Origin of the sequence: Anaeromyxobacter oryzisoli, assembly GCF_022690765.1 — a bacterium.
In the GTDB taxonomy this organism is placed as follows: Bacteria; Myxococcota; Myxococcia; order Myxococcales; family Anaeromyxobacteraceae; genus Anaeromyxobacter; species Anaeromyxobacter oryzisoli.
Genome location: NZ_JALCZA010000005.1, coordinates 90396 through 115191, shown reverse-complemented (window position 1 = coordinate 115191; position 24796 = coordinate 90396). Strand labels below are relative to the sequence as shown.

Genomic DNA, 24796 nt, shown 5'->3' with positions numbered 1-24796 from the left:
ATGACCGCCGACGGGCCGCGCGCCGCTCCGACGTCGTACGCGCTCCAGAAGGTGGACCTCTCCGTGGCGGACGCGGTGGGGGCGCTCATGGAGCTGTGGGGCTTCCGCCGCCAGCTCGGCCGGATCTGGGCGGTGCTGTTCCTCTCGGAGCGCCCCCTCGCCGCGCCCGAGCTGTGCGATCGGCTCCGGATCTCCACCGGGCTGCTCTCGATGAGCCTCGCCGAGCTGCGCCGGTGGGGCGTCGTCCACCGGGTCGAGATCCCCGGCGACCGCAAGGAGCACTTCGAGGCCGAGACCAACGTCTGGCGGCTCGTCACCCGGGTGCTCCGGGAGCGGGAGGGGCGCGCCGTGGAGGGCGCGCTCGCCACCTTCGAGCGCGCGCTCGAGGACGTCCGCGCCGCCCTCGCGGACGTGGATCCCGCGGTGAAGGCCCTCGCGCGCTTCAAGCTCCGGCGGCTCGAGGTGCTCGCCGGGCTCTCGCGCGCGGCCCTCGGCGTGCTCCGGGTCCTCGTGGACTCGGCGCGCGCCGACGTCGGGCCGATCAAGGCGCTCTCCGACGCGCTCGGACGGCGCGGCTAGCCCGCGAGCTCCCGTGCGGGCTCCGGCGTCGCCACCTCCGCCGGCGCCGGCAGGGCCACCCAGAAGGTCGCGCCGCGCCCGGGGGCGCTCTCCACGTGGATCGCCCCGCCGCTCGCGTCCACGAGCTGCCGCGCGATCCAGAGCCCGAGCCCGAGCCCGCCGTAGTGCCGCGCCGAGACGGCCCGCTCGAACTGCTCGAAGATCCGGGCCTGGTCCTCCGGCGCGATGCCGATGCCGTGATCCGCGACCTCGAGGATCGCGAGCGCCCCCTCGCGCCGCAGCGAGACGCGCACCGGCGCGCCGGCCCCGTACTTGAGCGCGTTCGCGAGGAGGTTGGTGAGCACCTGCTCGATGCGGAGCCGATCGCCGTCGACGGCGATCCCGGGCGCGACCGCCACCTCGAGCTCGCAGCCGGCGCGGCGCGCCGCGTCGCCGTGGCGCCCCGCCGCGTCGCGCACGGTCCCGGAGAGGTCGAAGCGGGCGCGCTCGAGGACCAGGCGGCCCATGGCGATCCGCGAGACGTCGAGGAGGGCCTCGACCAGCCCGCCGAGCCGGGCCACGCTCGCCGCCGTCGCGGAGAGCCGCTGGCAGACGGCCTCGGCCGGCGCGCCGTCGCGGCGGAGCAGCCGCTCGGCGTGCTGCACCTGGAGGAGCGCGGAGGCGATGGGCGTCTTCAGCTCGTGGCTCGCCACGGACATGAAGACGTCGCGCGCCGCGATCGCCTCCGCCTGGGCCTGCTCGCTCTCCTTCTGCGCCTGGATGTCGGTGCAGGACACGAACCAGTGCGCGTCCCCGGCCAGCGCGTGGAGCGGCACCGCCGAGATCAGGAACCAGCGGTGGCTCCCGTCGGCGGAGCGGAGCCGGTGCTCGGCGGTCGCGGCGGCGCCGGACGCGAGGAGGCGGTTCCACTCGGCCCGCGCCCGCTCGCGCTCCTCCGGGTGGAAGAGGTCGCCCAGGCGCGCGGCGGCGAGGTCCTCCGAGGTCCGGCCCGTGAACGCGAGGAGCTGCGGGTTCGCGTAGTCCACCTCGCCGTCGGCGGCGATCACCAGCACGAGCTGCGGGATGGTCTCGAGGACGAGCCGGAGCCGCCGCTCGGACTCGCGGCGGTCGGCGTAGCCGGCCCGGATCGAGGCGCTCGCGAGCACGAGCAGGGCGCCCATGAGCGTGAACAGGAGCGTGGCGCCGAGGGCCTTCGGCGAGGACGCCCACGCCCCGCTCAGCGGCAGCACCACGCGGTTCGCCAGGACCGCCGAGAGGGCGGTCGCGAGCCCCCCCGGGCCGAGGCCGCCGAGGTAGGCGGCCACGAGGACCGCCGGGTAGAAGAACACGAACGGGGTGGACTCGGCGACGGGCTCGAGGAGGAGCTTGAGCGAGAGGGCGAGCAGCGGGAGCGCGACGGCGATCGGATAGGTCGCGAACGCCGGCAGCCGCGGCGGGGGTGGCAGGCGGAGGGCGATCATCCTGTCGGGACGGCCGGCGCGGCCTCGAGCGACCCCGCATCCGGTCGGCGGAGCCTACCCTCGCAGCCGGGGCGGCGCACGCCCGATCCCCCTCCCGCCCCGCCCGGGGCCGCCCGATCGCAAGAGGCCGCGCTCCTCGACCCCGCCGGCCGGCGTGACACCCGCGCGCGTCCGTGCGGCTTCCGCCCGCGCCCCGGATCCTTGCCCACCCCGCGCGGGAACGGTAAGAACACCCCTCCATGCTGTCCCCAGACGTCCTGAAGAAGCTCGAGGCGATCGAGCGCCGCTTCGAGGAGCTGACCGCCCAGCTCTCGGACCCGGCCGTCGCGTCGAGCGGCGAGCGCTTCCGCAAGGTGTCGAAGGAGCGGGCCTCGATCGAGGCGACCGTGACCGCCCTGCGCGCGTACCGGCGGCTCGTCCAGGAGGTCGAGGACAACGAGGCCCTGCTCGAGGACGCCGAGCTGCGCGAGATGGCGAAGGAGGAGCTCGGCCAGCTCCGGCCGCAGATCGAGCCCGCCGAGGAGCAGCTCAAGACGTACCTGCTCCCGAAGGACCCGAACGACGAGAAGGACGTGATCCTCGAGGTCCGCGCCGGCGCGGGCGGCGACGAGGCCGGCCTCTTCGCGGCCGAGGTGCTCCGCGCCTACCTGCGCTACGCCGAGCGGCGCGGCTGGAGGACCGAGGTGATGGACACCTCGGGCGGCGCGCTCGGCGGGATCAAGGAGGCGACCGTCACCATCTCGGGCGACGCGGTCTACTCCTCCCTCAAGTACGAGTCCGGCGTACACCGCGTCCAGCGCGTCCCCGCCACCGAGGCCCAGGGGCGGATCCACACCTCGACCGTCACCGTCGCGGTGATGCCCGAGGCGGAGGACATCGACGTCCAGGTGAACCCGGCGGACGTCGAGATGGACGTGTTCCGCTCCACCGGCTCGGGCGGCCAGTCGGTGAACACCACCGACTCCGCGGTGCGCCTCACCCACAAGCCGACCGGCATCGTGGTGAAGTGCCAGCAGGAGAAGAGCCAGCTCAAGAACCGGAACATGGCGATGAAGATGCTCCGGGCGAAGCTCTACGAGATCGAGCAGGAGCGGCAGCGCAGCGCCCGCGACGCCGCCCGCAAGAGCCAGGTCGGCACCGGCGACCGGTCGGAGAAGATCCGCACCTACAACTTCCCGCAGGACCGGCTCACCGATCACCGGGTGAACTTCACCCGACACAACCTGCCGGCGGTGATGGACGGCGACGTGCAGGACGTGATCGACGCCTGCCGGACCTTCTACGCGGCGCAGGCGCTGCGCGAGGCCGCGCGGGGCGACGCCTCGGTCGCCGTCGAGAAGCGGGCGTGAGCGGCGGTCCCTCCTCCTGGACGCCGCTGAAGCTCCTCACCTGGACGCAGGGCTTCTTCGCGCAGCGGGGCGTGGACGCGCCGCGCCTCACCGCCGAGGTGCTCCTCGCGCACGCCCTCTCCTGCGATCGCGTCCGGCTCTACCTCGACTTCGACAAGCCGCTCGGGGAGGCCGAGCTGGCGCGCTTCCGGGACTTCGTCCGGCGCCGCGCCGACGGCGAGCCCACCGCCTACCTCGTCGGGAGCCGGGAGTTCTACGGGCGGCCCTTCGCGGTGGACCCCCGGGTCCTCGTCCCGCGCCCCGAGACCGAGCTCGTGCTCGAGGCGGCGCTCGCCGCGCTGCCCCCCGACGGCGCCGCCCTCGACCTCTGCACCGGGTCCGGGATCCTCGGCGTCACCCTCGCGCTCGAGCGGCCGGGCGCCCGGGTGCTGGCGACCGACCTCTCCGACGACGCCCTCGCCGTCGCCCGCGCGAACGCCGCCGCCCTCGGCGCCGAGGTGGGGTTCGCCCGCGGCGATCTCTGGGAGGCGGTCCCGGCGGACGCCCGCTTCGACGTGATCGTGTCCAACCCGCCCTACGTCCCCCGCGGCGAGCTGGACACGCTCCAGCGCGAGGTGCGCCGGGAGCCGCGCCTCGCCCTCGACGGCGGCCCGGACGGCGCCGACGTGCTCCGGCGGATCGTGGCCGGGGCCCCGGGCCGGCTCGCGCCGGGCGGCACCCTCGTCCTGGAAATGCACGAGTCGCACCGCGAGCTCCTGCCGCTGCTGTGCCGCGAGGCGGGGCTCGAACGCGCGGAGGCGCGGATGGACCTCGCGGGCCTCCCGCGTTACACGGTCGCCCACGTGGCGAGCGGGCCGGCCCCGGCGTAGAATCGCGCGCGTCTCTCGCGCGCTTCTTGCAAACATCGGGACCTCGTCGCCGGACAGCCCGGCACCGCGCGCCCCACCCGGCAGAACGGAGAGAAGTCGTTGGACAAGATCGTCGTCGAGGGAGGCGTGCCGCTCCGCGGGACCGTGGAGGTCTCCGGCGCCAAGAACGCCGCCCTCCCCATCGTCGCCGCCTCGCTCCTCGCCGAGGGCGACCACCTCGTGCGCAACGTCCCGGACCTCGCGGACGTGCGCACGCTCGGCCGCCTCCTCGGCCACATGGGCTGCCAGGTGGAGCGGAACGCCGGCGAGCGGCGCGCGGTCGGGATCCGGGTGCCGCGCGCGGTGACGCCCGAGGCGCCCTACGAGCTCGTGAAGACCATGCGCGCGTCGGTGCTCGTCCTCGGGCCGCTCGTCGCGCGCTGGGGCAAGGCCCAGGTCTCGCTCCCCGGCGGCTGCGCCATCGGCGCGCGCCCCATCGACCAGCACCTCAAGGGCCTCACCGCGCTCGGCGCGGAGCTCCGCCTCGATCACGGCTACGTCCACGCCACCTCGCCGCGCGGCCGGCTCCGGGGCGCGGTCTTCACCTTCGACGGCCAGACCGTCACCGGCACCGAGAACGTCATGATGGCCGCCGCGCTCGCCGACGGCGAGACGGTGCTCCGCAACTGCGCCCGCGAGCCGGAGGTGAAGGACCTCGCCGACGCGCTCGTCGGCATGGGCGCGCTGATCGAGGGGGCCGGCACCGACGAGATCTGGATCGAGGGGGTCGAGCGGCTCCGGCCGCTCGACCACGACGTGATCGCGGACCGGATCGAGGCCGGCACCTTCCTCGTCGCCGGCGCGCTCCCCGGCGGCGACGTGGTCGTGAAGGGCGCGATCCCCGCCCACCAGGAGGCCCTCGTCGAGAAGCTCCGCGCGGTGGGCGCCCAGGTGAGCGCCGTCCCCGGCGGCCTGCGCGTCGTCGGCGACGGGCGGCCCCGGCCGGTGGACGTCCGGACCCAGCCGCACCCGGGCTTCCCCACCGACATGCAGGCGCAGATGATGGTCCTGCTCTGCCTCGCCGACGGGACGTCCCGGATCACCGAGACCGTCTTCGAGAACCGGTTCATGCACGTGCAGGAGCTGCTGCGGCTCGGCGCCGACATCTCGGTGGACGGCCGGGTCGCGCTCGTGAAGGGGGTGCCGGGCCTCTCCGGCGCGCCGGTGATGGCGAGCGATCTCCGCGCCTCCGCCGCCCTCATCCTCGCCGGGCTGGCGGCGAAGGGCACGACCGAGGTGCAGCGCGTCTACCACCTCGACCGCGGCTACGAGCGGATCGAGGAGAAGCTCGCGCCCCTCGGGGCGCGGATCCGGCGGGTGAAGGGCTGATCGCAGTTCACTCCGGGCGCGAGGGCGCCCCGGCCACAGGGCAGATCGGCGGACGCATGACGACGGCGGAACTCATCACCGTGGCGGTCCCGAAGGGGCGGCTCCTCGAGGAGTCCTCCCTCCTCTTCGAGCGGGCGCTCGGGGTCTCTCCCAGGAAGCTCCTCGAGGGGACGCGCAAGCTGGCGGCCGACGCGCCGGAGGCGGGGCTGCGCTTCATCTCGATCCGGGCCGCCGACGTGGCGAGCTACGTCGAGCACGGCGCCGCCCAGGTCGGGATCGTCGGCCTCGACGTGCTCCGCGAGGAGCCCCGGGACCTGTACGAGCCGCTCGACCTCGGGATCGGCCGGTGCACCGTCATGGTCGCCCGGCCGAAGGACGCGCCGCCGCTCCCCCGCGGGGTGGCGCCGCGCGTCGCGACCAAGTACCTCTCCCTCGCCGCCCGGCATTTCGCCGCCAAGGGCGTCCCCGCGGAGATCATCCCGCTCCACGGGTCGATCGAGGTCGCCCCCTCGCTGGGGCTCGCCGACGCGATCGTGGACATCACCGAGACCGGGGAGACGCTGCGGGCGAACGGGCTCGTCATCGAGGAGGAGGTCCTCCAGGTGTCCGCCCGCCTGGTAGTGAACCGGGTCGCCCTGAAGCTCCACGCCGAGCGCCTCCGCCGCCTCATCGGTGCCCTGCGGGCGGTCGTCGCACCGCCGGTCCGGAAAGCACGTTGAAAGCCGGCGCCGCTTCTGTCTAGTATCAGTTGTCCGTACACTGGTCTTCGGCTTGAGCCCCCGTTCACGCTGATCATCGTCTCTACCGGTCCCGAGGAGGACCCGTTCACGTCATGGATTGCCCGCGGTGCAGCGTCGAGATGCAGGAGATCACGCACGAGGACAGCACGCTGCAACGGTGCCCGGAGTGCGGTGGGATCTGGGTCGTGGACCCGGCCGACCTGAACAAGATGCTGCTGCACGCCAACCTGCCCGCCCTCTCCACCATCGGCGGGTTCGTGAACGTGGACGAGATCTCGGGCATGTGCCCGGCCTGCAACGTGGACCTCGTGGTCGTCGAGGGCGGCGAGAAGCGCTCGCTCGCCTACGACACCTGCGAATCCTGCGGCGGGGTCTGGATCGACGGCGACGAGGACGAGCCGGCGGCCGAGCTCGACTGGGACCGCGCCAACGCGCAGGTCGTGGACTTCTTCAAGCGCTTCTCGAAGAAGAAGTAGCTCACCAGATCCGGTCGTCCCGCCACGGGTACGCGGTGTTCGAGTACCCGCGGATCTCCCAGTAGCCGCGCCGGTCGGCCTTCATGAGCTCGAGGCGCGAGACCCACTTCGCGCCCTTCCACGCCCAGAGCTGCGGGACGACGATCCGCACCGGGCCGCCGTGGTCGCGCGGGAGCGGCGCGCCGTCCACCTCGTGGACGAGGAGCACGTCCGGCTTGAGCGCCTCCTCGAGCGGGAGGTTGGTCGAGTAGCCGTCCGAGGCGTGCGCCATGAGGTGGGTCGCCTCCGGCGCCGGGCGCGCGAGGGCGAGCACCGTCTCGAGGCGGACGCCGCGAAGGCGCAGGTCGAGGATCGACCAGCCGGTCACGCAGTGGAAGTCGGCCTCCTGCTCCACCTGCGGGAGCGCGAGGAGGTCCGCGTAGGAGAGCGTGAGGGGGTGCTCGACCGGGCCGTCCACCACGAGGCGCCAGCGCTCCGGCGCGACGTCCGGGGTCTCCACGCCGAGGTCGAGCACCGGCCACTCCCGCTTCTCGAAGACGTTCTGGCCCGGCGGCTCGCGCGGCATCCCGTGCCGGTTCTGCGGGCCCTCGCCCTGCGGGTGCGGGTCGGAGAGCGACGGCGTCGCCGCCATCTTCGCGCCGAAGCGGGCGCGGAGGAGGGCGACCCCTTCGTCGATGCGGCGCTGGAGATCCTCCACGGTGTCCACGGTGTCCTCCGGCCAGGGTCGGGCCGGCCACGGAGCTTAGCGTCTGGCCGGATCCCCCGCAGCCCGGCGTCGCGCCCGCCGGCCTCGGAACGGCCGCCCCCGGATCGCGGGCCGGCGCCCCCTCCGGTCCCCATCGCCCCCCGCGCCGAACTCCTTGACTCCCGCCCGCCTTCGCGGCAAAAACTCTGACCGCGACGCGGGAATAGCTCAGTTGGTAGAGCATCAGCTTCCCAAGCTGAGGGTCGCCGGTTCGAATCCGGTTTCCCGCTCCAAATTACGAGGGGTTCCGTCGAGAGGCGGGACCCCTCCTCGTTTTCGGACAAGGTGGCGGACAAGGGTTCTGGGCCGGGGAACGTCCGCTTGGATCGCGCCGGGCCCAGGGATCAGCGAGGTGTTGGTCCCACGCAACCTCCGTCCCGCGGTTCCAGGGTGACCGTCCGCTCATCCCCACGACGGAGATCCACCACGGCCATGGCGCAGGCGGCCCCCTTTCCTCGTTGCACGACCACGTACCGGCCGGCGGGCAGGTTGTCCAGGCGGCGATCGGCCAGGTAGTAGGGCTCCGTCGTCGCGCGCGAGCTGGAGATCGCCTCGAGCACGCGCGGGGTCGCGGGATAGACCTGCACTGGGGGCAACTTCGCCGTACCGGCAGAGTCCACGACCGCGACCGTGAGCCGGTTCGGCGACAGGGGCCACCGGATGAGGAGCGTACGATCCTCGTCCGCGCCCAGGCCTGGGACGTGGAGCGAGGGCGGGACGGGGAGATCTCTGCGCGTGCGTCCGAACAGCGAGGGCCCCACGACCGCCTCCCCCGGCGGGATCCCGCGGAGCTCGCAGCGGCCACCGGGGTCCGTCTTGCACGGCGCGGCGCCGATCGCGAGCAGGGCGAGGTCGGCGACGGGCTTCTCCTCCTCGTCGAGCACGAGGACCTTCAGCTGGGCGCCCTGGGAGAGTGTCACGGCGACCTCGGTATCGCCTGCGCCGATCTGTCGGGTCGCGGCCAGGAAACCCTGACGCCAGACATTCAGCTCCACGGGACCGTCCTGAATCTCGATCTCGAACGTGCCGTCCACGACCGTCTTCGCGAGTTCCTGCCCGGTGACTGTCCGGATCGCAGCCTGCCAGAGCGGGTTGCCCGCGCGGTCCACCACTCGACCCCTGAGCTTCCGCCCCGCCCCGATCACGATCTCGCCGACGTCGATCTCATCCCCGCGGACGTCGAGGGTGCGGTACACGGGCGGTCGGCCAGGGACGGAGAACGACACGGCCGAGTTCCGTGAACGCTCGCTGAAACGGAAGGAGAACCGCCCCTCCGTCGTCGGAGCGCTCCTCGGACCGTAGCCGAGCCCGGTCACCACCGCCTCGGGTGCCGGTACCGGCCCATTCGGACTGGTCAACAGCAACCGTCCCCGGAGGACCTGATAGCGCTGCACGGGGACCACGACGTCCGGCCCGTTCCCCGCGGCGGCGACTCCGGTTCTCGGTCCGGCGTGGAGGTCGCTGTGAGTGAACACCCGGTACGGACCTCGATCGACCCCCCGGATCGCAAAGGAGCCATCCTCCAGCGACGTCGCCGCGGCGAAGCTCCGCGCCCGGGCGTCCGCCTTCTCGACCACGGGAATGGCCCACACTTCGACCCCGGCGAGCGAACGACCGCCCGGGTCGAGCACTCGGCCCGCGATCCTGCCCAGGCCCGCGGGCGTGATCGAGGTCGTTCCACCGCTGGGAGGAACGTCGACCCGGACGACGGCTCCCCGCAGCGCTTCCCCGGAGAGGCGCGCCATGACAAGCGTCGGGCCGACCTGGACTGGCAGCCGAACCATGCCAGCCGCGTCGGTCACCGAAGCGTCCCGCGGGTGCTCCAGGGAACGGAAGAGATCCCACGCGGTCCCCAGGTGGGAGAGGGCGACGACGGCCGCGCCGGGCGTGGGGCGGCCGGCTTCGTCCCGCACGACGAGCGTGAGGCTGGGCCGTTCGTCCTCCAGTCCACCAGGACTGGGACCAGCCGTGCCTGACGACAGCTTACGCGCCTGCGCCGCGTTGAGCGCGAGGGCTTCGTTCGTGGGGGCGAGCTCGCGGGCGAGGGCGTACAGGCGCTCCGCGTCATCGGTCCGGCCCCCCTGACCCGCCTTCCAAGCCAGGGCCGCGAGCGCGTTCACCACGCGCTCGTGGAGCCGAGGGGCGGCGGTCGGGCTCGTGCGGAGGACGTACAGGAGATCGCGGCCCGCTTCCTCCCACCGCTTCATCGCGGCGAGCGCGCTCGCGCGGGACAGGCGGACCTGGTCATCCCCGGGGTGAGCTTCCGCCGCACGGTTCAGGTCCGAGAGCGCACCCGACAGATCAGAAGCGTGACGCCGCTCCCCAGCGCATAGGATCGCGATCGCTGCGTCCCCGCGCCCGCTGGCGCAGGCCCGCTCGTGGAAGGTCTTCGCATCATCCATCTTGCCGAGGAAGCGTGCCTCCTCCCCCCGGTCCCAGGCCACGAGCGCATCCAGAAACGGGCGACGCGGATCGGCGGGGTCCGAGCGCTCCTTCACGAAACGCTCCATCTCCTCGAAACTGCCGCCCCAGCGCGGCCGGATCGACTGGAGCCAGATAAAGCGCGGGAAGTAGCAGCTGGGGCAGCGGGCGAGGGCCCCCTCCATGGCGCGCCGGGCCTCCTCGCGCGAGCCACGCAGCAGGTGGACGCTGATGAGCTCCTGCAGCGCCAGCGTGAGCCCAGGCCGGAGGGAGCTGGCCCGATCGAGGTCCGTCCGGGCGCGCTCGACGGCCTTCGACATCGCCTGGAGCTCCCGGTCCGACGTGTCCGCCACGATGCGGGCGCCGCGCCAGAGGAACGCCGTCCGTTGCCAGTAGATCCCGCGAGCCAAGCTGGGCGCGAACGACCGCGGCGAGGCCGCGATCCATGCCTCGATGAGCTCCAGCTCCTTCGGGTGCGGGGTACCGAGCGCATCTCCCACGCTCACCATCCAGCCCTCGTACCGTGGGTCGGCCTCGAACCTGGCCTGGACCGCCTCCACGAGCCTCGTGACGCGCTGGAACTCCCGGCGGACGAGCAGACCGTGGACGGCGGCGCGATCGACGTCCTGGCGTGGGAACCCCGCCTCGTCGACGCCGGCGCGCCCGATCAGGGGGATCTCCTCCGCGGCGATCCGCGCGGGCACGACCTCGGTCCAGGTCAGGCTGCGCGTAGCCTCGACGGCCGAGTTCTCCTCGGCAAAAGCCGAGCCGCGATGCTGAAGACCAGCAGGATCGCGAGCAGCCGGGCACACCTCACTCTGTACATGGGGCCCCTCCCCTCCGTGGGACTATAGCAGCCTGGAACCGTTGCCCCAGTCGGCTTGAACGCGCTGCAGCTCGACACCACGGACGGTCACTTCTCGGTTCACCGCAACCCTTCAATACACGTTGAGGAACATCCCCCGAGACGCCGGCGTCTGGGCGTCCGCGAGCAACGCGTGGCCAGCCTTATTCTCAGGGTCGAACGCCCTTGCGCCCCAGTCGATGAACCTCCTCGCTGGTGAGCCCGGTGGGGAACCGAACTTGCACCAGCCGAAGCCCGCACGGCTGCAACCGTGGCGGGCACTTTACTGTCGGGCCGGGCCCCATGCCCGACACGCGCCGGCAGGCTCACCCGGAGTCAGGCGGTGTCTCCGTGCGATCCCGTGGCTGCGCTCACACCTGCGCCGCCTCGAGCCGCCCGGTGACAACAGATCACGCTCCTGTAGGTGCGAGACCTCGGCCGCTTCCATGCGCCCGAAACTTCCCGGTCTCTGCGATCCGCTCAACTCACGATCGGACCACCGCATCGACCAGACCGGGAAGCGGTCGCCTGCGATGGTGAAGGATTATGACGGACGGACGGTGAAATAGCGTGGGAAGCAACACCTCGCGGCGCGAGACGCACCGCCTCGTCGCGTCTGCTGGCGGAGTGGCCCGCCCCATTCAGGAAGGGTAGCGTGCGAGCATGCACGCCCGCCTCGAGCAGCCGAGCCGCTCCATCCAGGAAGTCCTCGACCGCCTCCACGCGCGACTCTCGGAGCCGGAGGTCCGCGCGCTGTTCATGGGGGCCCAGGCCTCCACGAGCATCCGGATCGGCCCCCAGCACCTCCTCGAAGACATCTTCGGCTCGGAGCTGGAGCTCGGCGAGGACGTCAAGGACGCCAACGAGAACCTCCAGGCGGTCATGTGGCTGTGGAACTCCATCGTGCACGACCACCATGGCGATGGGGTCCGCTTGTCACGCTTCGATCATCCGTCGCCGCCGACCGTCGAGAGCGTGTCCGCGCTGGTCGCTCGCCGGAGGACCGAGCTGACCTGGTTCCTGCGCGGGATCGACGCCGGCGGCGATGACCCGATGGAGCTCGGGGAGGAGGGGCAGCGCCTCTTGAATGGGATCGCGGAGGGGAGCGCATTCCTGGAGGCGTATCAGGAGCTCTTGGCCAGGAAGACGAGCCATACCGCAGAACAGATCCGGGAAGCCATGAAGTCGATCGACGACCTCACGAGTACCCTCGAGTCGCTGATGAACGACCTCATGTCGGTCGGCGACGACGTACGCAAGAACGCCCTGGCGGAGTACCAGCGGCGCGAGGGGCGCGGCACGGATGACGGGTTGCAGGCGTCCAGGCCCACCCGGGTGGGCCGGAACGATCCCTGTCCTTGCGGCAGCGGCAAGAAGTGGAAGCGCTGCTGCGGGGGACCGGCCCCGCTGCAACACTGATGGCGACCCTCTCGACGACCTCCAGAACCTGTTGATGGATGGGGTGCGCCGGCTGACGAGTATCGGGCCGTCGCGAGCCGGCTCCCACCCGCTCGACACCGTGCTGCACCTCGCCCCGACCGACGCCGCTCAGCCCGACATGCGCCTCGCGCGGTCGGAGTGGCTCGCCCTCTCGCAGGTGAACGGACGCCGGATTCGGAGGGGGTGCTCCAGCTCGCGGGCGGCGCCGAGGCTTCCCGCGGCGTGGTAGACGGATGATGACATGAACCTCCGCGCTCGCTCCGTCGCCGCCGCCATCCTGTTCACCGCCTGCGCGCACCACCACCCGACATCCCCGCCGGTCGCGTCATCCGCCGCGACTCCGGCCCCGGCGAAGGAGCGCACGATCTTCGTGGACGGCACCGCTGGCCGGCTCCGGGTGTCGGACGGCGGCGTCGGCGAGCCCGCGGTGGTCCTCCTCCACGGGCTCGCCGCGGACCTGGAGGTCTGGCGCGGGCAGCTCGATCACCTGCGCGCGAGCCGCAGGGTCGTCGCGTATGACCAGCGCGGCCACGGCCGGTCCGAGAAGGCCCGGGATGGGGTCTACACCGTGGAGGCGCTCGCCGCCGACCTCGAGGCGGTGCGGCGCGCGATGGGGCTCGGGCGCGTGATCCTGATCGGCCACAGCATGTCGGGCGCGGTCCTCACGACCTATGCAGTGGCGCACCCGGACACCGTGGCCGGGCTCGTGTACCTCGACGCGATCGGCGACTTCCACGCGGTGCCGCCCGAGGCATTCCAGCCGATCATCGAGCAGGAGGCCTTGCCTTCGTTCGACGCGAGCGCGCGGCGCACCGCGCTCGAGGGGATGCTGGGGCCGAAGGCGAGACCCGCGACCCGGGAGGCGGTGCTCGCCTCCGCCGATCGCATGGATCCGCCCGCGTTCGCGGCGCTTCGGCGGAGCATGTTCGCGCTCCGGGACGCGCGCGCACGCATCGCCGCGTATCGGGGGCCGTCCGTCGCGATCGAGGCGGCCGACAATCCGTACGCGGAGAGCATGGCCGGCCAGGTCCTCGACCTCCCGCTCACCCGCGTAAGCGGCGTCTCGCACTGGCTGCAGCTCGACGATCCGGACGCCGTGAACCGCGCGCTCGACGCCTTCCTCGCCAGGCTCTCCGTCGCGCGCTGATCGACGACGAAGCCGACACCGGCTCGCGCTGCTTCATGTCCGATCGTGAGGTGGATCGCCTGGTCCGACGACGGCAGCCGCCTTCGAGGCTAGAAGCGCGTCCGAGGCTGTGACGCCTCCCGGCCGTTCACCGCCATGCTCCAGTGGTGAACCTCTCCCTCGTCGACCACGAAGAGGACGAGCTCCGTGCCGGGGAGGTCGCGCTGGACGCTCGCGAGCCAGGGCCGGTCGGCGAGGAGGCGGTCCCGGAGCGCGGCGTCCTCCAGGGAGCGCACGCGGCCGGTGACGCGCATCATCCGGCCTCCCGCGGGTGACGGCTCGAAGAAGGCGACCTCGACGCGAGGGTTGCGGCGGAGCTGCGCGGCCAGGCTCTTGGTCGACGCGGTGTGGAAGTGGAACCCGCGTTCGTCGGCGTACCACAGGAGCAGCCCGCGCACGCGCGGTTGCTCTCCGTCGCACGTGGCGAGCCAGCAGGCGGGGTTCCGGTTGGCGAAGTCGATGATCTCGCGGCTGAGCATGGCGGAACGCTACCGCCCCGCCGCGCCGCCGCGCTTCCACGCGCGTGCGGCGGAGTTCAGCGCCGCTGCGGTCGATGGTGACCGCGCCGCAGCATCGCGCGGTAACGCGAGGGCGGCAGGTTGAACGCGCGCGTGAACGAGGTCGCGAGGTGGGAGGCGCTGCAGAAGCCGCACTCGAGCGCGACCTGCGTGACGGGTCGATCGTCCGCTGCGAGCAGCCGCTTCGCACGCTCGAGCCGCGCGCGCCGCAGGTACGCCCCGGGGGGCCACCCCGTCTCGCGCTTGAACTCGCGGGAGAAGTGGAAGGGGGACATCCCGGCGGCGCGCGCCAGGTCGGGTACGGTGAGCGCTTCGGCGACGTGCGCGTCGGCAAGCTCGACGGCGCGCCGGATGGCCCGGCGCTCCGGCACCCGATCGGGGGCCGCCCCTCGCCCAGCACCGCCCGGAGGATGAGGTGCACGAGCCGAGTCGCCGCCGCGTCCACGACGGCGTCGTGCCCCGGGAGGCGCGCCGAACGCTCGAGCATGATCTCGCGAACGGCGCCGACGATCTCCTGCGTCCCCGCGAAGCAGTCGCCTCGCATCGGCGGGAGCGCGTCGAGGCCGTGGTGTCGCAGCGCGCGCCTCAGCAGCCCCGGCGCGACGAACACCGCCGCGTACCGCGCCGGCGCGGTCCCGGTGAGCTCCTCGTGCGGCACGCCCGGGCCGATCGCGCAGAGCTGCCCGGGCCGCGAGCGGACGACGGCGCCGTCGATCCGGACGCGGCAGTGATCGTCGAACGGCACGATGAAAGACCACGCCGGATGCGTGTGCCCCGTGGTGATGGCGTAGCCGCACGGGCCAGCGACGGGGATGAACACGCCCAGGTCACGCGCCAGCGCCCAGTCCACGTACCGCAGTTGATCGGCGGTGATCTCGCCGACGAGTTTGCAGATACGCCTCATGGCGGACATCCTACCGCCGCGTCCAGCGTCGGCGCCGAGAGGCTCGGGCGTCGCCTGCAAGGCGCATCGTCCGCACCGGTGTGGACGCGACCCGCTCGAGCCGGTCACGGACCGTGCGGGTCACGGAGGCACGCGCTTCCGGTCCGGATGCACGCCGACGTCTCCGTTCGTCTAGCGACGGCGCTCGCCCCGGCCACCGGGGCGGACCGGCGCCGGCCTGACGCCGGGCCGCGCGGGGTGACCGCGGACCGGCGCGGGTCTGTAGTGCCAGCGCGACGGGGATCGCCACCAGCCGTGCCCGTACCAGGCGAACCGCCTCGGGCCGAAGGTCCCGAAGTACGGCCACGGGCCGCTGCCCCAGATCCACGGCGCGACGACCCAGCTCCAGCCGAAGGACGGGTAGAAGACGTACTCCAACGGTTCGCCGTACCCGTTCGGCGGCACGTACGTGAAGGCATCGCCGTACGGCATCCAGATCCAGCCGTACTGCTGGGTGTAGACCCATTGACCTGCGGGCAACGGTGCAGCAGGAGCCTGCTCCTGCGGAGCCGGTGGGGTCGAAGACGGAGCCGGAGGGGGCGGCTCGGTCGGAGGCGGAGAGGGCGGCGTGACCTGCGAGCGGGGCTCGTCGGAATCCGGCGCAGGTGCCGGCCGAGCCAGGGCAGGGACGACGCCCAGCATCGCGCACACCGCCAGCTTTCGAAGCGACGTCATCTGAACGTTCGACCCACCGCCGAGCCGCGAGTTAAGAGCCGGCCCCCTCGGGGTACCGTCGCCGCGGTTCGGTTCGCGTCCCCGAGCTCGTGCGAATCGGGACGTGGCGCGGGTGCGATACCCTCGGCGCGTGCGCCTCGCCCTCCTCGCGGCCGCGACGCTGCTCCTGGCCGGCGTCGCCCTCGCCGTGCTCCCCACGGTCGAGCGCCGCTTCCTCTACTTCCCGCTCCGCGAGCCCCGCGCGGGCGCCGAGATGCGGGCGCGCGCCCTCGGGCTCGAACCGTGGGTGGACGACGCCGGGGCGCTGCTCGGGTGGCGGGTCCGCCACCCCTCGGGCGCGCCGCGGGCACGGCTCGTCGTGCTCCACGGCAACGCCGGCTCCGCGCTCGAGCGCACCTACTTCGCGGAGGCGTTCCGCGACGCGGATCCCGCGTGGCCGCTGGACGTGCTCCTCCTCGAGTACCCCGGGTACGGTCCGCGGCCTGGCGAGCCGACGGAGCGCGCGCTCGTCGCCGCGGCGCTGGAGGCGGTGCGGGCCGCGCGGCGCGAGGGGAGCGGCCCCGTGTGGCTGGCCGGCGAGTCGCTCGGCTCCGCGGTCGCGGCGCTCGCCGCCGCCGCGGCGCCCGGTGAGGTGGACGGCCTGATCCTGGTGACGCCGCTCGCGAGCGTTCCGTCCGTCGCGCGCCGCCACTACGGCCCGCTCCCGGGCTGGCTCTTCCGCGACGCGTACCGCGCGGACCGGGCGCTCCCGCGCTACCGCGGGCCGGTGGCATTCCTCGTCGCGGGCCGGGACGAGGTGGTGTTCCCCGACCTCGGCCTCGCGCTCTTCCATGCGCAGCCCGCGCCGAAACGGCTCTGGGTGGACGCGCGGGCCGGGCACAACTCCGTCGACTGGCGGCCGGGGCTCGGCCGATGGCGAGAGATGGTCGGGTTCCTCGCGCGGTGAGCCGGTGAGGCGCACGCGCAGCGCGCCCGGCCACGCCGACGCCTGTCCGGCGAATGGCCAGGCGGCCGCCCGCTCGGCGGCGCGCGCGCCCGGAAGAGCGCGGCGCCGCCCCGGCCCGGAGCGCATCGACGTGGCAGTCCCATCCTCGGGAGGTGAACGATGGACGTGCAGGCCTTGGTCGCGCAGACGCGAGATGCGCTGTCGGTGAAGCGGGTCTTCGGGGATCCCATCCAGCAGGGAGACGTCACCCTCATCCCGGTGGCCATCGTGGGTGGCGGCGCGGGCGGCGGGGGCGGCGCGGGGCCGTCGGGACAGGGCTCCGGCGAGGGGGGCGGCTTCGGCGTCAGCGCCAGGCCCGCCGGCGTGTACGTGGTGAAGCACGGCGAGGTGAGCTGGCGACCGGCAGTGGACGTGAACCGGATCGTGCTCGGGATGCAGATCGTCTGCGCGATCGGCCTGCTCGCGCTGCTGCGAGGGCTGCGGAGGAGGTAGCGGGCTAGCTCGCGACGCCGCTCCGCGCGTAGACCTGCACGAGGTAGTCGCGCATGGTGCGGGCGGTGTTGAAGGCGGGGCCGAGGCTGCGGAGCGACGCCTTCACCCGCCGCACCCAGCCGCGCGGCACGCCGCCGGCGTCGCGCTCGTAGAAGAGCGGCACCACCTCGCGCTCGAGGAGGCCGTAGAGCGCGTCCGCGTCGCGGGCGTCCTGCAGCGGGGCGTCCAGCATCGTGTCCGAGCGGATCGCCCAGCCGTTCGCGCCGTCGTAACCCTCGCACCACCAGCCGTCGAGGATGCCGAGGTTGAGCCCCCCGTTCATCGCCGACTTCATCCCGCTCGTCCCGCTCGCCTCGAGCGGGGGGCGCGGCAGGTTCAACCAGACGTCGCAGCCCGCGACGAGGAGCTTCGCCATGGCGAGATCGTGATCCTCCAGGAAGACCACGCGCGCCGCGAGCTGCTCCTTGAAGCCGAAGACGTGTCGAACCATCGCCTTTGCGGCGTCGTCGCGCGGGTGCGCCTTTCCGGCGACGAGCAGCTGGACCCGGTGGGCGCCGCCAAGGAGCGCGACGATCCGCTCCGTGTCGGCGACGAGGAGGTTCAGGCGCTTGTAGGAGGCGACGCGCCGGGCGAAGCCGAGCGTCAGCACGTCGGGATCGAAGGAGCGCGAGGCGCGCTCGACGTACTCGATGGGCTCGCCGCGGGCGAGCCGATCCGAGACGGAGCGCGCCCGCGCGAACGCGACCAGGTCGGCGCGGAGCCGGCAGCGCGTCGCCCACAGCTCCTCGTCCGGGATCGCGTCGATCGCCGCCCAGCGCCAGGGATCGGCGGGGTGCTCGATCCACTCGGGGCCGAGGTGGCGGTCGAGCAGCGCGCGCATGGGCCCCGCCATCCAGGTCGGGACGTGGACGCCGTTCGTCACGTGTCCGATGGGGATCTCGTCCTCGCGCCGGTCGGGCCAGTGGTGCGCCCACATCGCGCGGGCCACCTCGCCGTGCCGACGGCTCACCGCGTTCGTCGATCGGCTCGCGCGCAGGCCGAGGTCCGTCATCCCGAACGGCTGCGAGGGGGCGGCCCCCTCGGGCCGGCCGAGGGCGAGGAGCGCGGGGGCCGCTGCCCCCACCTCGGCCCCGAACGTGCGGAGCGCGTGCTCGATCTCGGCGACGGGATAGGTCTCGTTGCCCGCCGCCACCGGAGTGTGCGTGGTGAAGACGACGCGCCCGCGGGCGGCGGAGAGGGCGCGCTCGATCGGCTCGCCGCGGGCGAGCCGATCGCGGACGAGCTCCAGCGCGGCGAGCGCGGGGTGCCCCTCGTTGAGGTGCAGCAGCACGGCGTGGACGCCCATCGCCTCGAGCGCCCGCACGCCGCCGATCCCGAGCACGACGTACTGCAGGAGGCGGTACTCGCGCCCGCCGATGTAGAGCTGCGCGGTGATGAACCGCTCGACGCCCGAGTTCTCCGGGACGTCCGTGTCGAGCAGGTAGAGCGGCACGCGTCCGACGTCCGCGCGCCACACGCTCGCGTGCACCATCCGGTCCCGCACCGGGATCTCGACCGCGAGCGGCGCACCGCTCGCGCCGAGGACGCGCTCGACCGCGAGCTGCTCCGGGGCCGAGACGGTCCAGCACTCGTGCTGCCACCCCGACCGGTCCAGCCGCTGGTGGAAGTAGCCTCGTCGGTAGAGGAGCCCGACCCCGACGAGCGGGACGCACCGATCCGACGCCTCCTTGAGGAGATCGCCCGCGAGGACCCCGAGGCCGCCCGCGTACACCGGGAGCGAGGCGTGGACGCCGTACTCCGCGCAGAAGAACGCGATGGGCGCGTCGGGCATGGCTGGGAGCGCGGGGGTGCACGGCCGCGCCAGCGCTTCGTCGAGCCCGCGCGAGAGCCGCTCCATGCGCTCGAGGATCGCCGGGAGGGCCGCGGCGCGGTCGAGCGTGTCCTGCGGCGCCTCGCGGAGGAGCCGCACCGGGCTCTGCCCGCACGCGTCCCACCACTCCGGGTCGATCGATCGCCAGAGGGCATCGCCCTCGGGCTGCCACGACCACCAGAAGTTGTAGGCGAGGCGAGCGAGCGGGCGGAGCGGCTCGGGGAGCCGCGCGGCGAGCGTCTCGCGTTCGCTGCGCGCCGTGGTCTCTGCCATCGCCGCCTCGCCGTCGGCACGAGGCCCTGCGCCGGGCCAAGCGCCGTCCTCGCGAAGGTGCGACGGGCAGCCGCCGGAGGCCAGGGCGAGATGCGCGGTCGCGGCGCGCCTGCTCCTAACGGCTCGATAGCCCGAGGGACGAGCGCGCCCCACGCCGGACGCTCTTCGCCGAACGGCTCGCACCGGACGATCCCGGCGGCTATGCGCAGGGGCGTGAAGACCTACCGTCGAGCGGGGGCGAGGCCATGAAGACCGCGGCGCTGCTCGGCGCGCTCGCCCTCGCGGTGGTCGCGGTGGTGAAGGCCGGCGCGCCCGCGCTGGCGGCGCGTGGAGGGAAGCCGATGATCGGGAACCCGAGCCTCGGGACCAACCCAGGCCACGTCGGCCGCGGCACCCCGCTCGTCCCCTCTGGGAGGAACCAGCTCGCCGTGTTCGCGCAGGGCTGCTTCTGGGGCGTGGAGGAGCGCTTCCGGAGGGTGCCCGGCGTCGTCGCCACCGCGGTGGGCTACACCGGCGGCCACGCCGCGAACCCGACCTACGACGAGGTGAGCTCGCACCGGACGGGGCACGCGGAGGCGGTCCTCGTCGAGTTCGACCCCACCCGGGTGACGTACCGGCAGCTCCTCGACTTCTTCTGGCAGACCCACGACCCGACCAGCGGCGATCGGCAGGGGCCGGACGAGGGCAGCCAGTACCGCTCGGCGATCTTCACCTTCGGCCCCGAGCAGCAAGCGGAGGCGCTCGCGTCGCGCGCCGCGGAGCAGGCGCGGCTCGCCGACCCGATCACGACCGAGATCGCCCCCGCCGGCCCGTTCTGGCGGGCGGAGGACTACCACCAGCAGTGGGACGAGAAGCACGGTTACCTGTCCTGCCCGGTGCCGCATCGCCCGCGGGACAAATCCTGACAGCAAGCGGCAGGACGGCGGAGGCTGAGCATGAGGATCGGCTTCGTGGGGCTGGGCCGGATGGGGAGCGGCATGGCGGCCCGGCTCGTCGCCGCCGGGCACCAGCTCGTCGTGTTCAACCGGACGCGCGGCAAGGCCGCGTCGCTCGCGGCCCGCGGCGCGGCGATCGCCGAGGCGCCGGCCGAGGCGGCGCGCGGGGTGGACGCGCTCGTGACCATGCTGTCGGACGACGCCGCCGTCGAGGAGGCGCTCTTCGGCGGCGACGGCGCGGCGCGCACCCTCCCCCGCGGCGCGGTGCACGTCTCGTCGAGCACGATCAGCCCGGAGCTCTCCGCGCGGATGGCGGAGCGGCACGCCGCCGCCGGCCAGCGCTACGTCGCGGCCCCCGTCCTGGGACGACCCGGCATCGCCGAGCGCGGCGAGCTCGTCGTGCTCGCGGCGGGGGCACCGGACGCGCTCGAGGCGAGCCGCCCCATCCTCGACGCGATCGGGAAGCAGGTGCGCGTGGTCGGGGTCGAGCCGCCGAAGGCGAACGTGGTGAAGCTCGCCGCCAACTTCGTCATGGCCGTGACGCTCGAGGCCCTCGGCGAGGCCTACGCCCTCGTCGAGAGCGGGGGCGTGGACGACGCCACCTTCCTGGACGTGCTGAACGGCGCGGTACTCCAGTCGCCCTTCGTCGAGGCGTACGGAAAGAGGATCGCCGGGAACGCCTTCGCGCCGGCGGGGTTCCGGCTCGCGCTGGGCGCGAAGGACGTCCGCCTCGCGCTCCAGGCCGCCGAGCGCGCCGCCGTGCCCATGCCGCTCGGGAGCGTCCTCCTCTACCGCTTCGTCGCGGCGATCGCGGGCGGGCACGCCGACGAGGACTGGGCGGCGGTGGGGCGCGTGAGCACGGCCCGGCGCGGGACGATCGTCTGATCTCCACCGATCGGCAGCCCGATCGCGAGCTCGGCCGCACGTGCGGGCGCTCGCCCGGCCGCGAGTCTCCGCGGGTCGTCCCCGAACCGTCGCTCGACACCGCGCGGCGCGGGGCGCTCGAATCTGGCGTTCCGGGCGCGGGAGGTCTCCCCCGCGCTCGCCGAGCGAAGCCGAGGAGGGAACGTGAGCCCGAACGCCGCCGCCGAGGCGAAGCCGACCCGCCGCGCGTGGCTGTCCTGGCTGCTCGGGACCTCGCTCGGAGCCGTCGCGCTCTCGATCCTGTACCCGCTCGTCCGCTACGTCCTGCCTCCGCCCAGCGCGGAGTCGCAGACCGGCCGCGTCCTCGCCGGCCGCCGCTCCGAGCTGCCGCCGGGCTCCGGGAAGACCTTCCGCTTCGGGGCGAAGCCTGGGATCGTGGTCGCCACGCCCGGCGGCGAGATCCGCGCCTTCTCCGCGGTGTGCACGCACCTCGCCTGCACCGTCCAGTACCGCAAGGACCTGCAGCACATCTGGTGCGCCTGTCACGACGGCCACTACAGCCTGGAGGGCGTGCCGATCGCCGGCCCGCCTCCGCGGCCGCTCGAGCGCTACGACGTGGCGGTGAAGGGCGACGAGATCTGGGTCTCGCGGCAGCAGGGGTGAGCATGAGGTCGGCCCGCTCCGCCTGGCGATTCCTCGACGACCGGCTCCGGCTCGAGCCCGTCGTCGCGTTCCTCCGGGAGAAGGAGGTCCCCCGTCACCGCCTCACGTGGGCGTACTTCTTCGGCGGGCTCTCGCTCTTCTTCCTCGCCGTCCAGGTCACGACGGGGATCCTCCTGCTCCTCTACTACCGGCCGACACCCGAGGCCGCGTACGAGAGCGTCGAGTTCGTGATGACGCGGGTCGAGTTCGGCTGGCTGGTGCGCTCGGTCCACGCCTGGTCGGCGAACCTGATGGTCCTCTCCGTCGTCGTCCACATGTCCAGCGTGTACCTGATGCGCTCGTATGGGCGCCCCCGGGATCTCACCTGGTGGACGGGGATGCTGCTCCTCGCGGCGACCCTCGGGTTCGGGTTCTCCGGGTACCTGCTCCCCTGGAACACGCTCGCCTTCTTCGCGACGCGGGTCGGCACCGACATGGTGGGCAAGGTCCCGCTCGTCGGGGGATCGCTCCTCCGCGTCCTGCGCGGCGGCGAGGACGTCTCCGGCGCGACGCTCACGCGCTTCTTCGGGCTGCACGCGGCGGTGCTGCCGCTCCTCGCCTTCGTCCTCCTCGGCCTGCACCTCCTCCTCGTGCAGCGCCACAACGTGCACGTGCCGCCGTCGCTGCGCGAGGAGGCGCGCCGCCGCCCGGGGATCCCGTTCCTGCCGGACTTCACGCTCCGCGAGCTGGTCGTGTGGCTCATCGGCCTCGCGCTCCTCGCGGCGCTCGCCGCGTTCCGTCCGTGGGAGCTCGGCGCGCGCGCCGATCCGTTCGCCTCGGCGCCCGCCGGCATCCAGCCGGAGTGGTACTTCCTCTTCGTCTTCCAGACGCTGAAGCTCCTCCCCGCCCGGATCCTCGGCGTGGAGGGAGAGCTCCTCGGGCTCGCCGCGTTCGGCGCGGCGGCGGTGCTGTGGTTCCTCGCCCCGGTGCTCGACCGCGCGTCGCGCCGCGGCGAGCCGAGCCGCACGGCGACGGTCGTCGGGCTCGCCGTCCTGCTCTACGCCGCCGCGATGACGCTCTACGCGGCGCTCGCCGGGAGGCGGTCGTGACCGCCGCGGCGCGCGCGGCGATCGCGCTGATTCCGCTCGCGCTCGTCGCGATCATCCGGATCGCCGCCGCGGCCGAGCCCCCGACCGCGCCGCCCGGCGGCACGTGCGTGGAGTGCCACGCCGGCCTCGGGGGCGAGCTCGCGAAGCCCGTCGAGGCGTTCACCCGCGACGTCCACTCCCAGCGCGGCCTCGGCTGCACCGCGTGCCACGGCGGCGACCCGACCTCCCCCGACCAGGAGGTGGCCATGTCGCGCGCGAAGGGGTTCCGCGGCGCGCCCGCGCTGCGCGACGTCCCCACGCTCTGCGGGGGCTGCCACGCCGACGTGGTGTTCATGAAGCGCTACGCGCCGAACCTCCCGACCGACCAGCTCGCGCGGTACGTCACGAGCCGGCACGCGACCGAGCTCGCGCGGGGCAACCCCCGCGCGGCGGTGTGCAGCTCGTGCCACCAGGCGCACGGCATCGTCTCGACCCGGGACGCGCGCTCGCCCGTGTACCCGACGCGGGTCGCCTCGACCTGCGCGCGGTGCCACGCGCGGCCAGGTGGGCAAGGCCCGGTGGAGCGGTGGGAGCGCTCCGTGCACCACGCGGCGCTCGTCGCGGGCGATCTCTCGGCGCCGACCTGCCCGCGGTGCCACGGCTCGCACGGCGCGGCGCCCCCCGGCGTCGAGTCGGTGCCGGCGGTCTGCGGACAGTGCCACCCGCGGAACATGCAGCTCTTCCGCGGCTCGCCCCACCTGTCCGCGTTCGAGGCGGGGTCCCTCAGCGCGTGCGGCGAGTGCCACGGTCACCACGACATCCTCCACCCCGACGACGCCTGGGTCGGCGTGGGGAAGGGGGCGGTCTGCGCGAGGTGCCACGCGCCCGACGATCCGGGCGGAGAGGCGGCCGCGAAGCTGGCCGCCGATCTCGGCGGCGCGACCGCGCTCCTGAGGAACGCCGAGGCGCGGGTGGAGGCGGCGCGGGAGCGGGGCATGCTCATGACCGACGCGCAGGTCGCGCTCGAGGACGCCCGCCAGCAGATCGTGCAGGCGCGCACGCTCGTCCACGCCGCGTATCCGCGGCAGGTCGACGAACAGACGCGGCAGGCGAGCGTGGCGTCTCGGAAGGCGCTCGACCTGGCGAGCCGCGCCTTCGGCGAGATCCGCTACCGGCGAACGGGGCTCCTCGTCGCGCTCGTCGTCATCCTCGTGACGATCGTGGCGCTCCTCCTCCAGATCCGCGTGGTGGACGCGCGGCGGCGCCAGGCGAACGCCGGTCGCCGCTGACGCCTTCAGGCGAGAAGAGCCGGCTGGCGCCTCGGTCACGCGAGCAGGAACGGGCTCGTCGCGACGCCGCTCGAGGAGCGCCGGCCCCCCGAAGCCGGGGCACCTCTGGCAGCGGCCGCCGTCGCGGGGCCCTGAGACCCGTCGTCACCCCGCCCAGCTCACCTCGTACTCGGACTCGAGGAACCCGGTCTCGCGGCCCTTGACCTCGACCCCGTGGACGCCGGTCGTCTCGAGCGCCGCCGTGAGCACCCCGCAGTGGAACGGCGGGACGAGGAAGTCCCTGCGGAAGACGAGCCGGGCGTGGCGATCCCCGAGCCATTCGGTCCGTCGCTGACCGTAGCTCACGGTCGCGCGGTAGCCGTGCGCGGCGTTCGACATCATCCGGCGCGGATCCCGCCCGACGAACGAGGTGAAGGCGCGCCCGATGAGGGACGCGAGCTCGGAGCGGGCCGCGCGGTGCCCGAACAGCCAGAACGCGCGATCGACGCCGTGCTCGGCGCGCTCGAGCGCGTCCGCGCCGCACCAGGCGATCTGCAGGTACTCGACCACCGGGTAGCCGAAGAAGTCCGTGCGGTGCCCCTCGTGACGCGGGTCGCAGCCCCGCGCCGCCGCCTCGCCCGCGCGCTCGCGGATGACGTCGAACATCGCGTTGAAGATGAGGCCGCGGACGGTGTCGCGCGTCGAGGCCGCGGCGATGCGTCGCCGGAGATCGGCGGGGTCGCAGGGCATGGAGTGCGCGTCCTCGCTCGAGAACATCTGCTTGCCGCGCGCCCCCCGCGACTGC

24 protein-coding genes, 1 tRNA gene and 1 pseudogene are annotated in these 24796 nt (G+C 73.6%); 17 read left to right on the top strand and 9 right to left on the bottom strand.

Annotation, left to right across the window (positions count from 1 at the left end):
- Window positions 1-579 carry a GbsR/MarR family transcriptional regulator gene (locus tag MNZ27_RS03050; protein ID WP_242392556.1) on the top strand — a complete coding sequence of 193 codons (579 nt, stop codon included), beginning with the start codon at window positions 1-3 and terminating at the stop codon, window positions 577-579.
- On the opposite strand, the gene MNZ27_RS03045 is transcribed toward MNZ27_RS03050, so the two are convergent.
- Entirely contained in the window at window positions 576-2039 is a 1464-nt protein-coding gene (locus MNZ27_RS03045; RefSeq protein WP_242392555.1) for a PAS domain-containing sensor histidine kinase, read from the bottom strand. The genes MNZ27_RS03050 and MNZ27_RS03045 overlap by 4 nt on opposite strands.
- Window positions 2040-2278: 239 nt before the next feature.
- On the opposite strand from MNZ27_RS03045, the gene prfA reads away from it, so the two are divergent.
- The 5 genes from prfA (at window position 2279) to MNZ27_RS03020 (ending at window position 6841) form a co-directional block, all read left to right on the top strand.
- Window positions 2279-3388: a peptide chain release factor 1 gene (gene prfA / locus MNZ27_RS03040; RefSeq protein WP_242392554.1), complete on the top strand. Its 1110-nt coding sequence runs from the start codon at window positions 2279-2281 to the stop codon at window positions 3386-3388.
- Entirely contained in the window at window positions 3385-4257 is an 873-nt protein-coding gene (gene prmC, locus MNZ27_RS03035; protein WP_242392553.1) for a peptide chain release factor N(5)-glutamine methyltransferase, read from the top strand. Before prfA ends, prmC begins: the two co-directional genes overlap by 4 nt.
- Before the next feature lie 99 nt (window positions 4258-4356).
- A complete protein-coding gene (murA, locus tag MNZ27_RS03030) occupies window positions 4357-5625 on the top strand; it encodes a UDP-N-acetylglucosamine 1-carboxyvinyltransferase (RefSeq protein ID WP_242392552.1) in 1269 nt (422 codons plus the stop codon).
- Between the two features lie 56 nt (window positions 5626-5681).
- The gene (gene hisG / locus MNZ27_RS03025) at window positions 5682-6344 is read left to right on the top strand and encodes an ATP phosphoribosyltransferase (protein WP_242392551.1); all 663 of its coding nucleotides are present in this window, start codon (window positions 5682-5684) and stop codon (window positions 6342-6344) included.
- A 113-nt stretch (window positions 6345-6457) separates the two neighbouring features.
- Entirely contained in the window at window positions 6458-6841 is a 384-nt protein-coding gene (locus MNZ27_RS03020; RefSeq protein WP_242392550.1) for a zf-TFIIB domain-containing protein, read from the top strand.
- 1 nt (window position 6842) lies between these two features.
- On the opposite strand, the gene MNZ27_RS03015 is transcribed toward MNZ27_RS03020, so the two are convergent.
- The gene (locus MNZ27_RS03015) at window positions 6843-7547 is read right to left on the bottom strand and encodes a molybdopterin-dependent oxidoreductase (RefSeq protein ID WP_242392549.1); all 705 of its coding nucleotides are present in this window, start codon (window positions 7545-7547) and stop codon (window positions 6843-6845) included.
- A 196-nt stretch (window positions 7548-7743) separates the two neighbouring features.
- Here MNZ27_RS03015 and MNZ27_RS03010 point away from each other — a divergent pair.
- Window positions 7744-7819 (top strand) — tRNA-Gly (locus MNZ27_RS03010).
- Window positions 7820-7930: 111 nt separating this feature from the next.
- Here MNZ27_RS03010 and MNZ27_RS03005 read toward each other — a convergent pair.
- Together MNZ27_RS03005 and MNZ27_RS24205 are read right to left on the bottom strand one after the other, a co-directional pair.
- Complete coding sequence (locus MNZ27_RS03005) at window positions 7931-10192, bottom strand: carboxypeptidase-like regulatory domain-containing protein (protein WP_242392548.1); 2262 nt, start codon at window positions 10190-10192, stop codon at window positions 7931-7933.
- Between the two features lie 57 nt (window positions 10193-10249).
- Window positions 10250-10516 (bottom strand): annotated as a pseudogene (locus MNZ27_RS24205) (DUF4034 domain-containing protein); the annotation flags it as partial.
- A 998-nt stretch (window positions 10517-11514) separates the two neighbouring features.
- Between MNZ27_RS24205 and MNZ27_RS03000 the strand changes: the two are divergent.
- Together MNZ27_RS03000 and MNZ27_RS02995 are read left to right on the top strand one after the other, a co-directional pair.
- Window positions 11515-12270, top strand: a complete 756-nt coding sequence (locus MNZ27_RS03000) for a YecA family protein (RefSeq protein WP_242392547.1) — start codon at window positions 11515-11517, stop codon at window positions 12268-12270.
- 262 nt (window positions 12271-12532) lie between these two features.
- Window positions 12533-13438 carry an alpha/beta fold hydrolase gene (locus MNZ27_RS02995; protein ID WP_242392546.1) on the top strand — a complete coding sequence of 302 codons (906 nt, stop codon included), beginning with the start codon at window positions 12533-12535 and terminating at the stop codon, window positions 13436-13438.
- Window positions 13439-13527: 89 nt separating this feature from the next.
- Here MNZ27_RS02995 and MNZ27_RS02990 read toward each other — a convergent pair whose 3' ends face one another.
- Both MNZ27_RS02990 and MNZ27_RS02985 read right to left on the bottom strand, forming a co-directional pair.
- Window positions 13528-13956 carry a pyridoxamine 5'-phosphate oxidase family protein gene (locus tag MNZ27_RS02990; RefSeq protein WP_242392545.1) on the bottom strand — a complete coding sequence of 143 codons (429 nt, stop codon included), beginning with the start codon at window positions 13954-13956 and terminating at the stop codon, window positions 13528-13530.
- A 56-nt stretch (window positions 13957-14012) separates the two neighbouring features.
- Window positions 14013-14366 carry a helix-turn-helix domain-containing protein gene (locus MNZ27_RS02985; protein WP_242392544.1) on the bottom strand — a complete coding sequence of 118 codons (354 nt, stop codon included), beginning with the start codon at window positions 14364-14366 and terminating at the stop codon, window positions 14013-14015.
- Between the two features lie 114 nt (window positions 14367-14480).
- Here MNZ27_RS02985 and MNZ27_RS02980 point away from each other — a divergent pair, with 114 nt between their 5' ends.
- Window positions 14481-14726, top strand: coding sequence for a hypothetical protein (locus tag MNZ27_RS02980; protein WP_242392543.1), 246 nt, complete (start codon window positions 14481-14483; stop codon window positions 14724-14726).
- Window positions 14727-15070: 344 nt separating this feature from the next.
- Here MNZ27_RS02980 and MNZ27_RS02975 read toward each other — a convergent pair whose 3' ends face one another.
- Window positions 15071-15418, bottom strand: coding sequence for a hypothetical protein (locus MNZ27_RS02975; RefSeq protein WP_242392542.1), 348 nt, complete (start codon window positions 15416-15418; stop codon window positions 15071-15073).
- A 325-nt stretch (window positions 15419-15743) separates the two neighbouring features.
- Between MNZ27_RS02975 and MNZ27_RS02970 the strand changes: the two genes are divergently transcribed.
- Together MNZ27_RS02970 and MNZ27_RS02965 are read left to right on the top strand one after the other, a co-directional pair.
- Window positions 15744-16559 (top strand): alpha/beta hydrolase, encoded by an 816-nt coding sequence (locus MNZ27_RS02970; protein WP_242392541.1) that lies wholly within the window; start codon window positions 15744-15746, stop codon window positions 16557-16559.
- A 159-nt stretch (window positions 16560-16718) separates the two neighbouring features.
- Complete coding sequence (locus MNZ27_RS02965) at window positions 16719-17051, top strand: spore germination protein GerW family protein (protein ID WP_242392540.1); 333 nt, start codon at window positions 16719-16721, stop codon at window positions 17049-17051.
- A 4-nt stretch (window positions 17052-17055) separates the two neighbouring features.
- On the opposite strand, the gene glgP is transcribed toward MNZ27_RS02965, so the two are convergent.
- The gene (gene glgP, locus MNZ27_RS02960; RefSeq protein ID WP_242392539.1) at window positions 17056-19194 is read right to left on the bottom strand and encodes an alpha-glucan family phosphorylase; all 2139 of its coding nucleotides are present in this window, start codon (window positions 19192-19194) and stop codon (window positions 17056-17058) included.
- 245 nt (window positions 19195-19439) lie between these two features.
- Between glgP and msrA the strand changes: the two genes are divergently transcribed.
- The 5 genes from msrA to MNZ27_RS02935 all read left to right on the top strand — a co-directional run bounded on the left by msrA (window position 19440) and on the right by MNZ27_RS02935 (window position 24012).
- A complete protein-coding gene (msrA, locus tag MNZ27_RS02955) occupies window positions 19440-20099 on the top strand; it encodes a peptide-methionine (S)-S-oxide reductase MsrA (protein ID WP_242392538.1) in 660 nt (219 codons plus the stop codon).
- A 30-nt stretch (window positions 20100-20129) separates the two neighbouring features.
- The gene (locus tag MNZ27_RS02950; RefSeq protein ID WP_242392537.1) at window positions 20130-21014 is read left to right on the top strand and encodes an NAD(P)-dependent oxidoreductase; all 885 of its coding nucleotides are present in this window, start codon (window positions 20130-20132) and stop codon (window positions 21012-21014) included.
- Between the two features lie 183 nt (window positions 21015-21197).
- Window positions 21198-21656: a QcrA and Rieske domain-containing protein gene (locus MNZ27_RS02945; RefSeq protein WP_242392536.1), complete on the top strand. Its 459-nt coding sequence runs from the start codon at window positions 21198-21200 to the stop codon at window positions 21654-21656.
- 2 nt (window positions 21657-21658) lie between these two features.
- Window positions 21659-22744, top strand: coding sequence for a cytochrome b (locus MNZ27_RS02940; RefSeq protein WP_242392535.1), 1086 nt, complete (start codon window positions 21659-21661; stop codon window positions 22742-22744).
- On the top strand, window positions 22741-24012 hold the full coding sequence (locus MNZ27_RS02935; protein ID WP_242392534.1) for a cytochrome c3 family protein: 1272 nt from the start codon (window positions 22741-22743) through the stop codon (window positions 24010-24012). Before MNZ27_RS02940 ends, MNZ27_RS02935 begins: the two co-directional genes overlap by 4 nt.
- 144 nt (window positions 24013-24156) lie before the next feature.
- Here MNZ27_RS02935 and MNZ27_RS02930 read toward each other — a convergent pair whose 3' ends face one another.
- Entirely contained in the window at window positions 24157-24741 is a 585-nt protein-coding gene (locus MNZ27_RS02930) for a TIGR02265 family protein (RefSeq protein ID WP_242392533.1), read from the bottom strand.
- Window positions 24742-24796 lie beyond the last annotated feature (55 nt).

Bases quoted from the DNA above. Each gene is read 5' to 3' on its own strand.
- MNZ27_RS03050 (WP_242392556.1), top strand. From the start codon at position 1: ATGACCGCCGACGGGCCGCGCGCCGCTCCGACGTCGTACGCGCTCCAG.
- msrA (WP_242392538.1), top strand. From the start codon at position 19,440: ATGAAGACCGCGGCGCTGCTCGGCGCGCTCGCCCTCGCGGTGGTCGCG.
- MNZ27_RS02965 (WP_242392540.1), top strand. From the start codon at position 16,719: ATGGACGTGCAGGCCTTGGTCGCGCAGACGCGAGATGCGCTGTCGGTG.
- MNZ27_RS02995 (WP_242392546.1), top strand. From the start codon at position 12,533: ATGAACCTCCGCGCTCGCTCCGTCGCCGCCGCCATCCTGTTCACCGCC.
- MNZ27_RS02930 (WP_242392533.1), bottom strand. From the start codon at position 24,741: ATGCCCTGCGACCCCGCCGATCTCCGGCGACGCATCGCCGCGGCCTCG.
- MNZ27_RS03000 (WP_242392547.1), top strand. From the start codon at position 11,515: ATGCACGCCCGCCTCGAGCAGCCGAGCCGCTCCATCCAGGAAGTCCTC.
- hisG (WP_242392551.1), top strand. From the start codon at position 5,682: ATGACGACGGCGGAACTCATCACCGTGGCGGTCCCGAAGGGGCGGCTC.
- MNZ27_RS03045 (WP_242392555.1), bottom strand. From the start codon at position 2,039: ATGATCGCCCTCCGCCTGCCACCCCCGCCGCGGCTGCCGGCGTTCGCG.
- glgP (WP_242392539.1), bottom strand. From the start codon at position 19,194: ATGGCAGAGACCACGGCGCGCAGCGAACGCGAGACGCTCGCCGCGCGG.
- MNZ27_RS02950 (WP_242392537.1), top strand. From the start codon at position 20,130: ATGAGGATCGGCTTCGTGGGGCTGGGCCGGATGGGGAGCGGCATGGCG.
- MNZ27_RS02940 (WP_242392535.1), top strand. From the start codon at position 21,659: ATGAGGTCGGCCCGCTCCGCCTGGCGATTCCTCGACGACCGGCTCCGG.
- MNZ27_RS02980 (WP_242392543.1), top strand. From the start codon at position 14,481: ATGATCTCGCGAACGGCGCCGACGATCTCCTGCGTCCCCGCGAAGCAG.
- MNZ27_RS02990 (WP_242392545.1), bottom strand. From the start codon at position 13,956: ATGCTCAGCCGCGAGATCATCGACTTCGCCAACCGGAACCCCGCCTGC.
- MNZ27_RS03005 (WP_242392548.1), bottom strand. From the start codon at position 10,192: ATGGAGGGGGCCCTCGCCCGCTGCCCCAGCTGCTACTTCCCGCGCTTT.
- prfA (WP_242392554.1), top strand. From the start codon at position 2,279: ATGCTGTCCCCAGACGTCCTGAAGAAGCTCGAGGCGATCGAGCGCCGC.
- MNZ27_RS03020 (WP_242392550.1), top strand. From the start codon at position 6,458: ATGGATTGCCCGCGGTGCAGCGTCGAGATGCAGGAGATCACGCACGAG.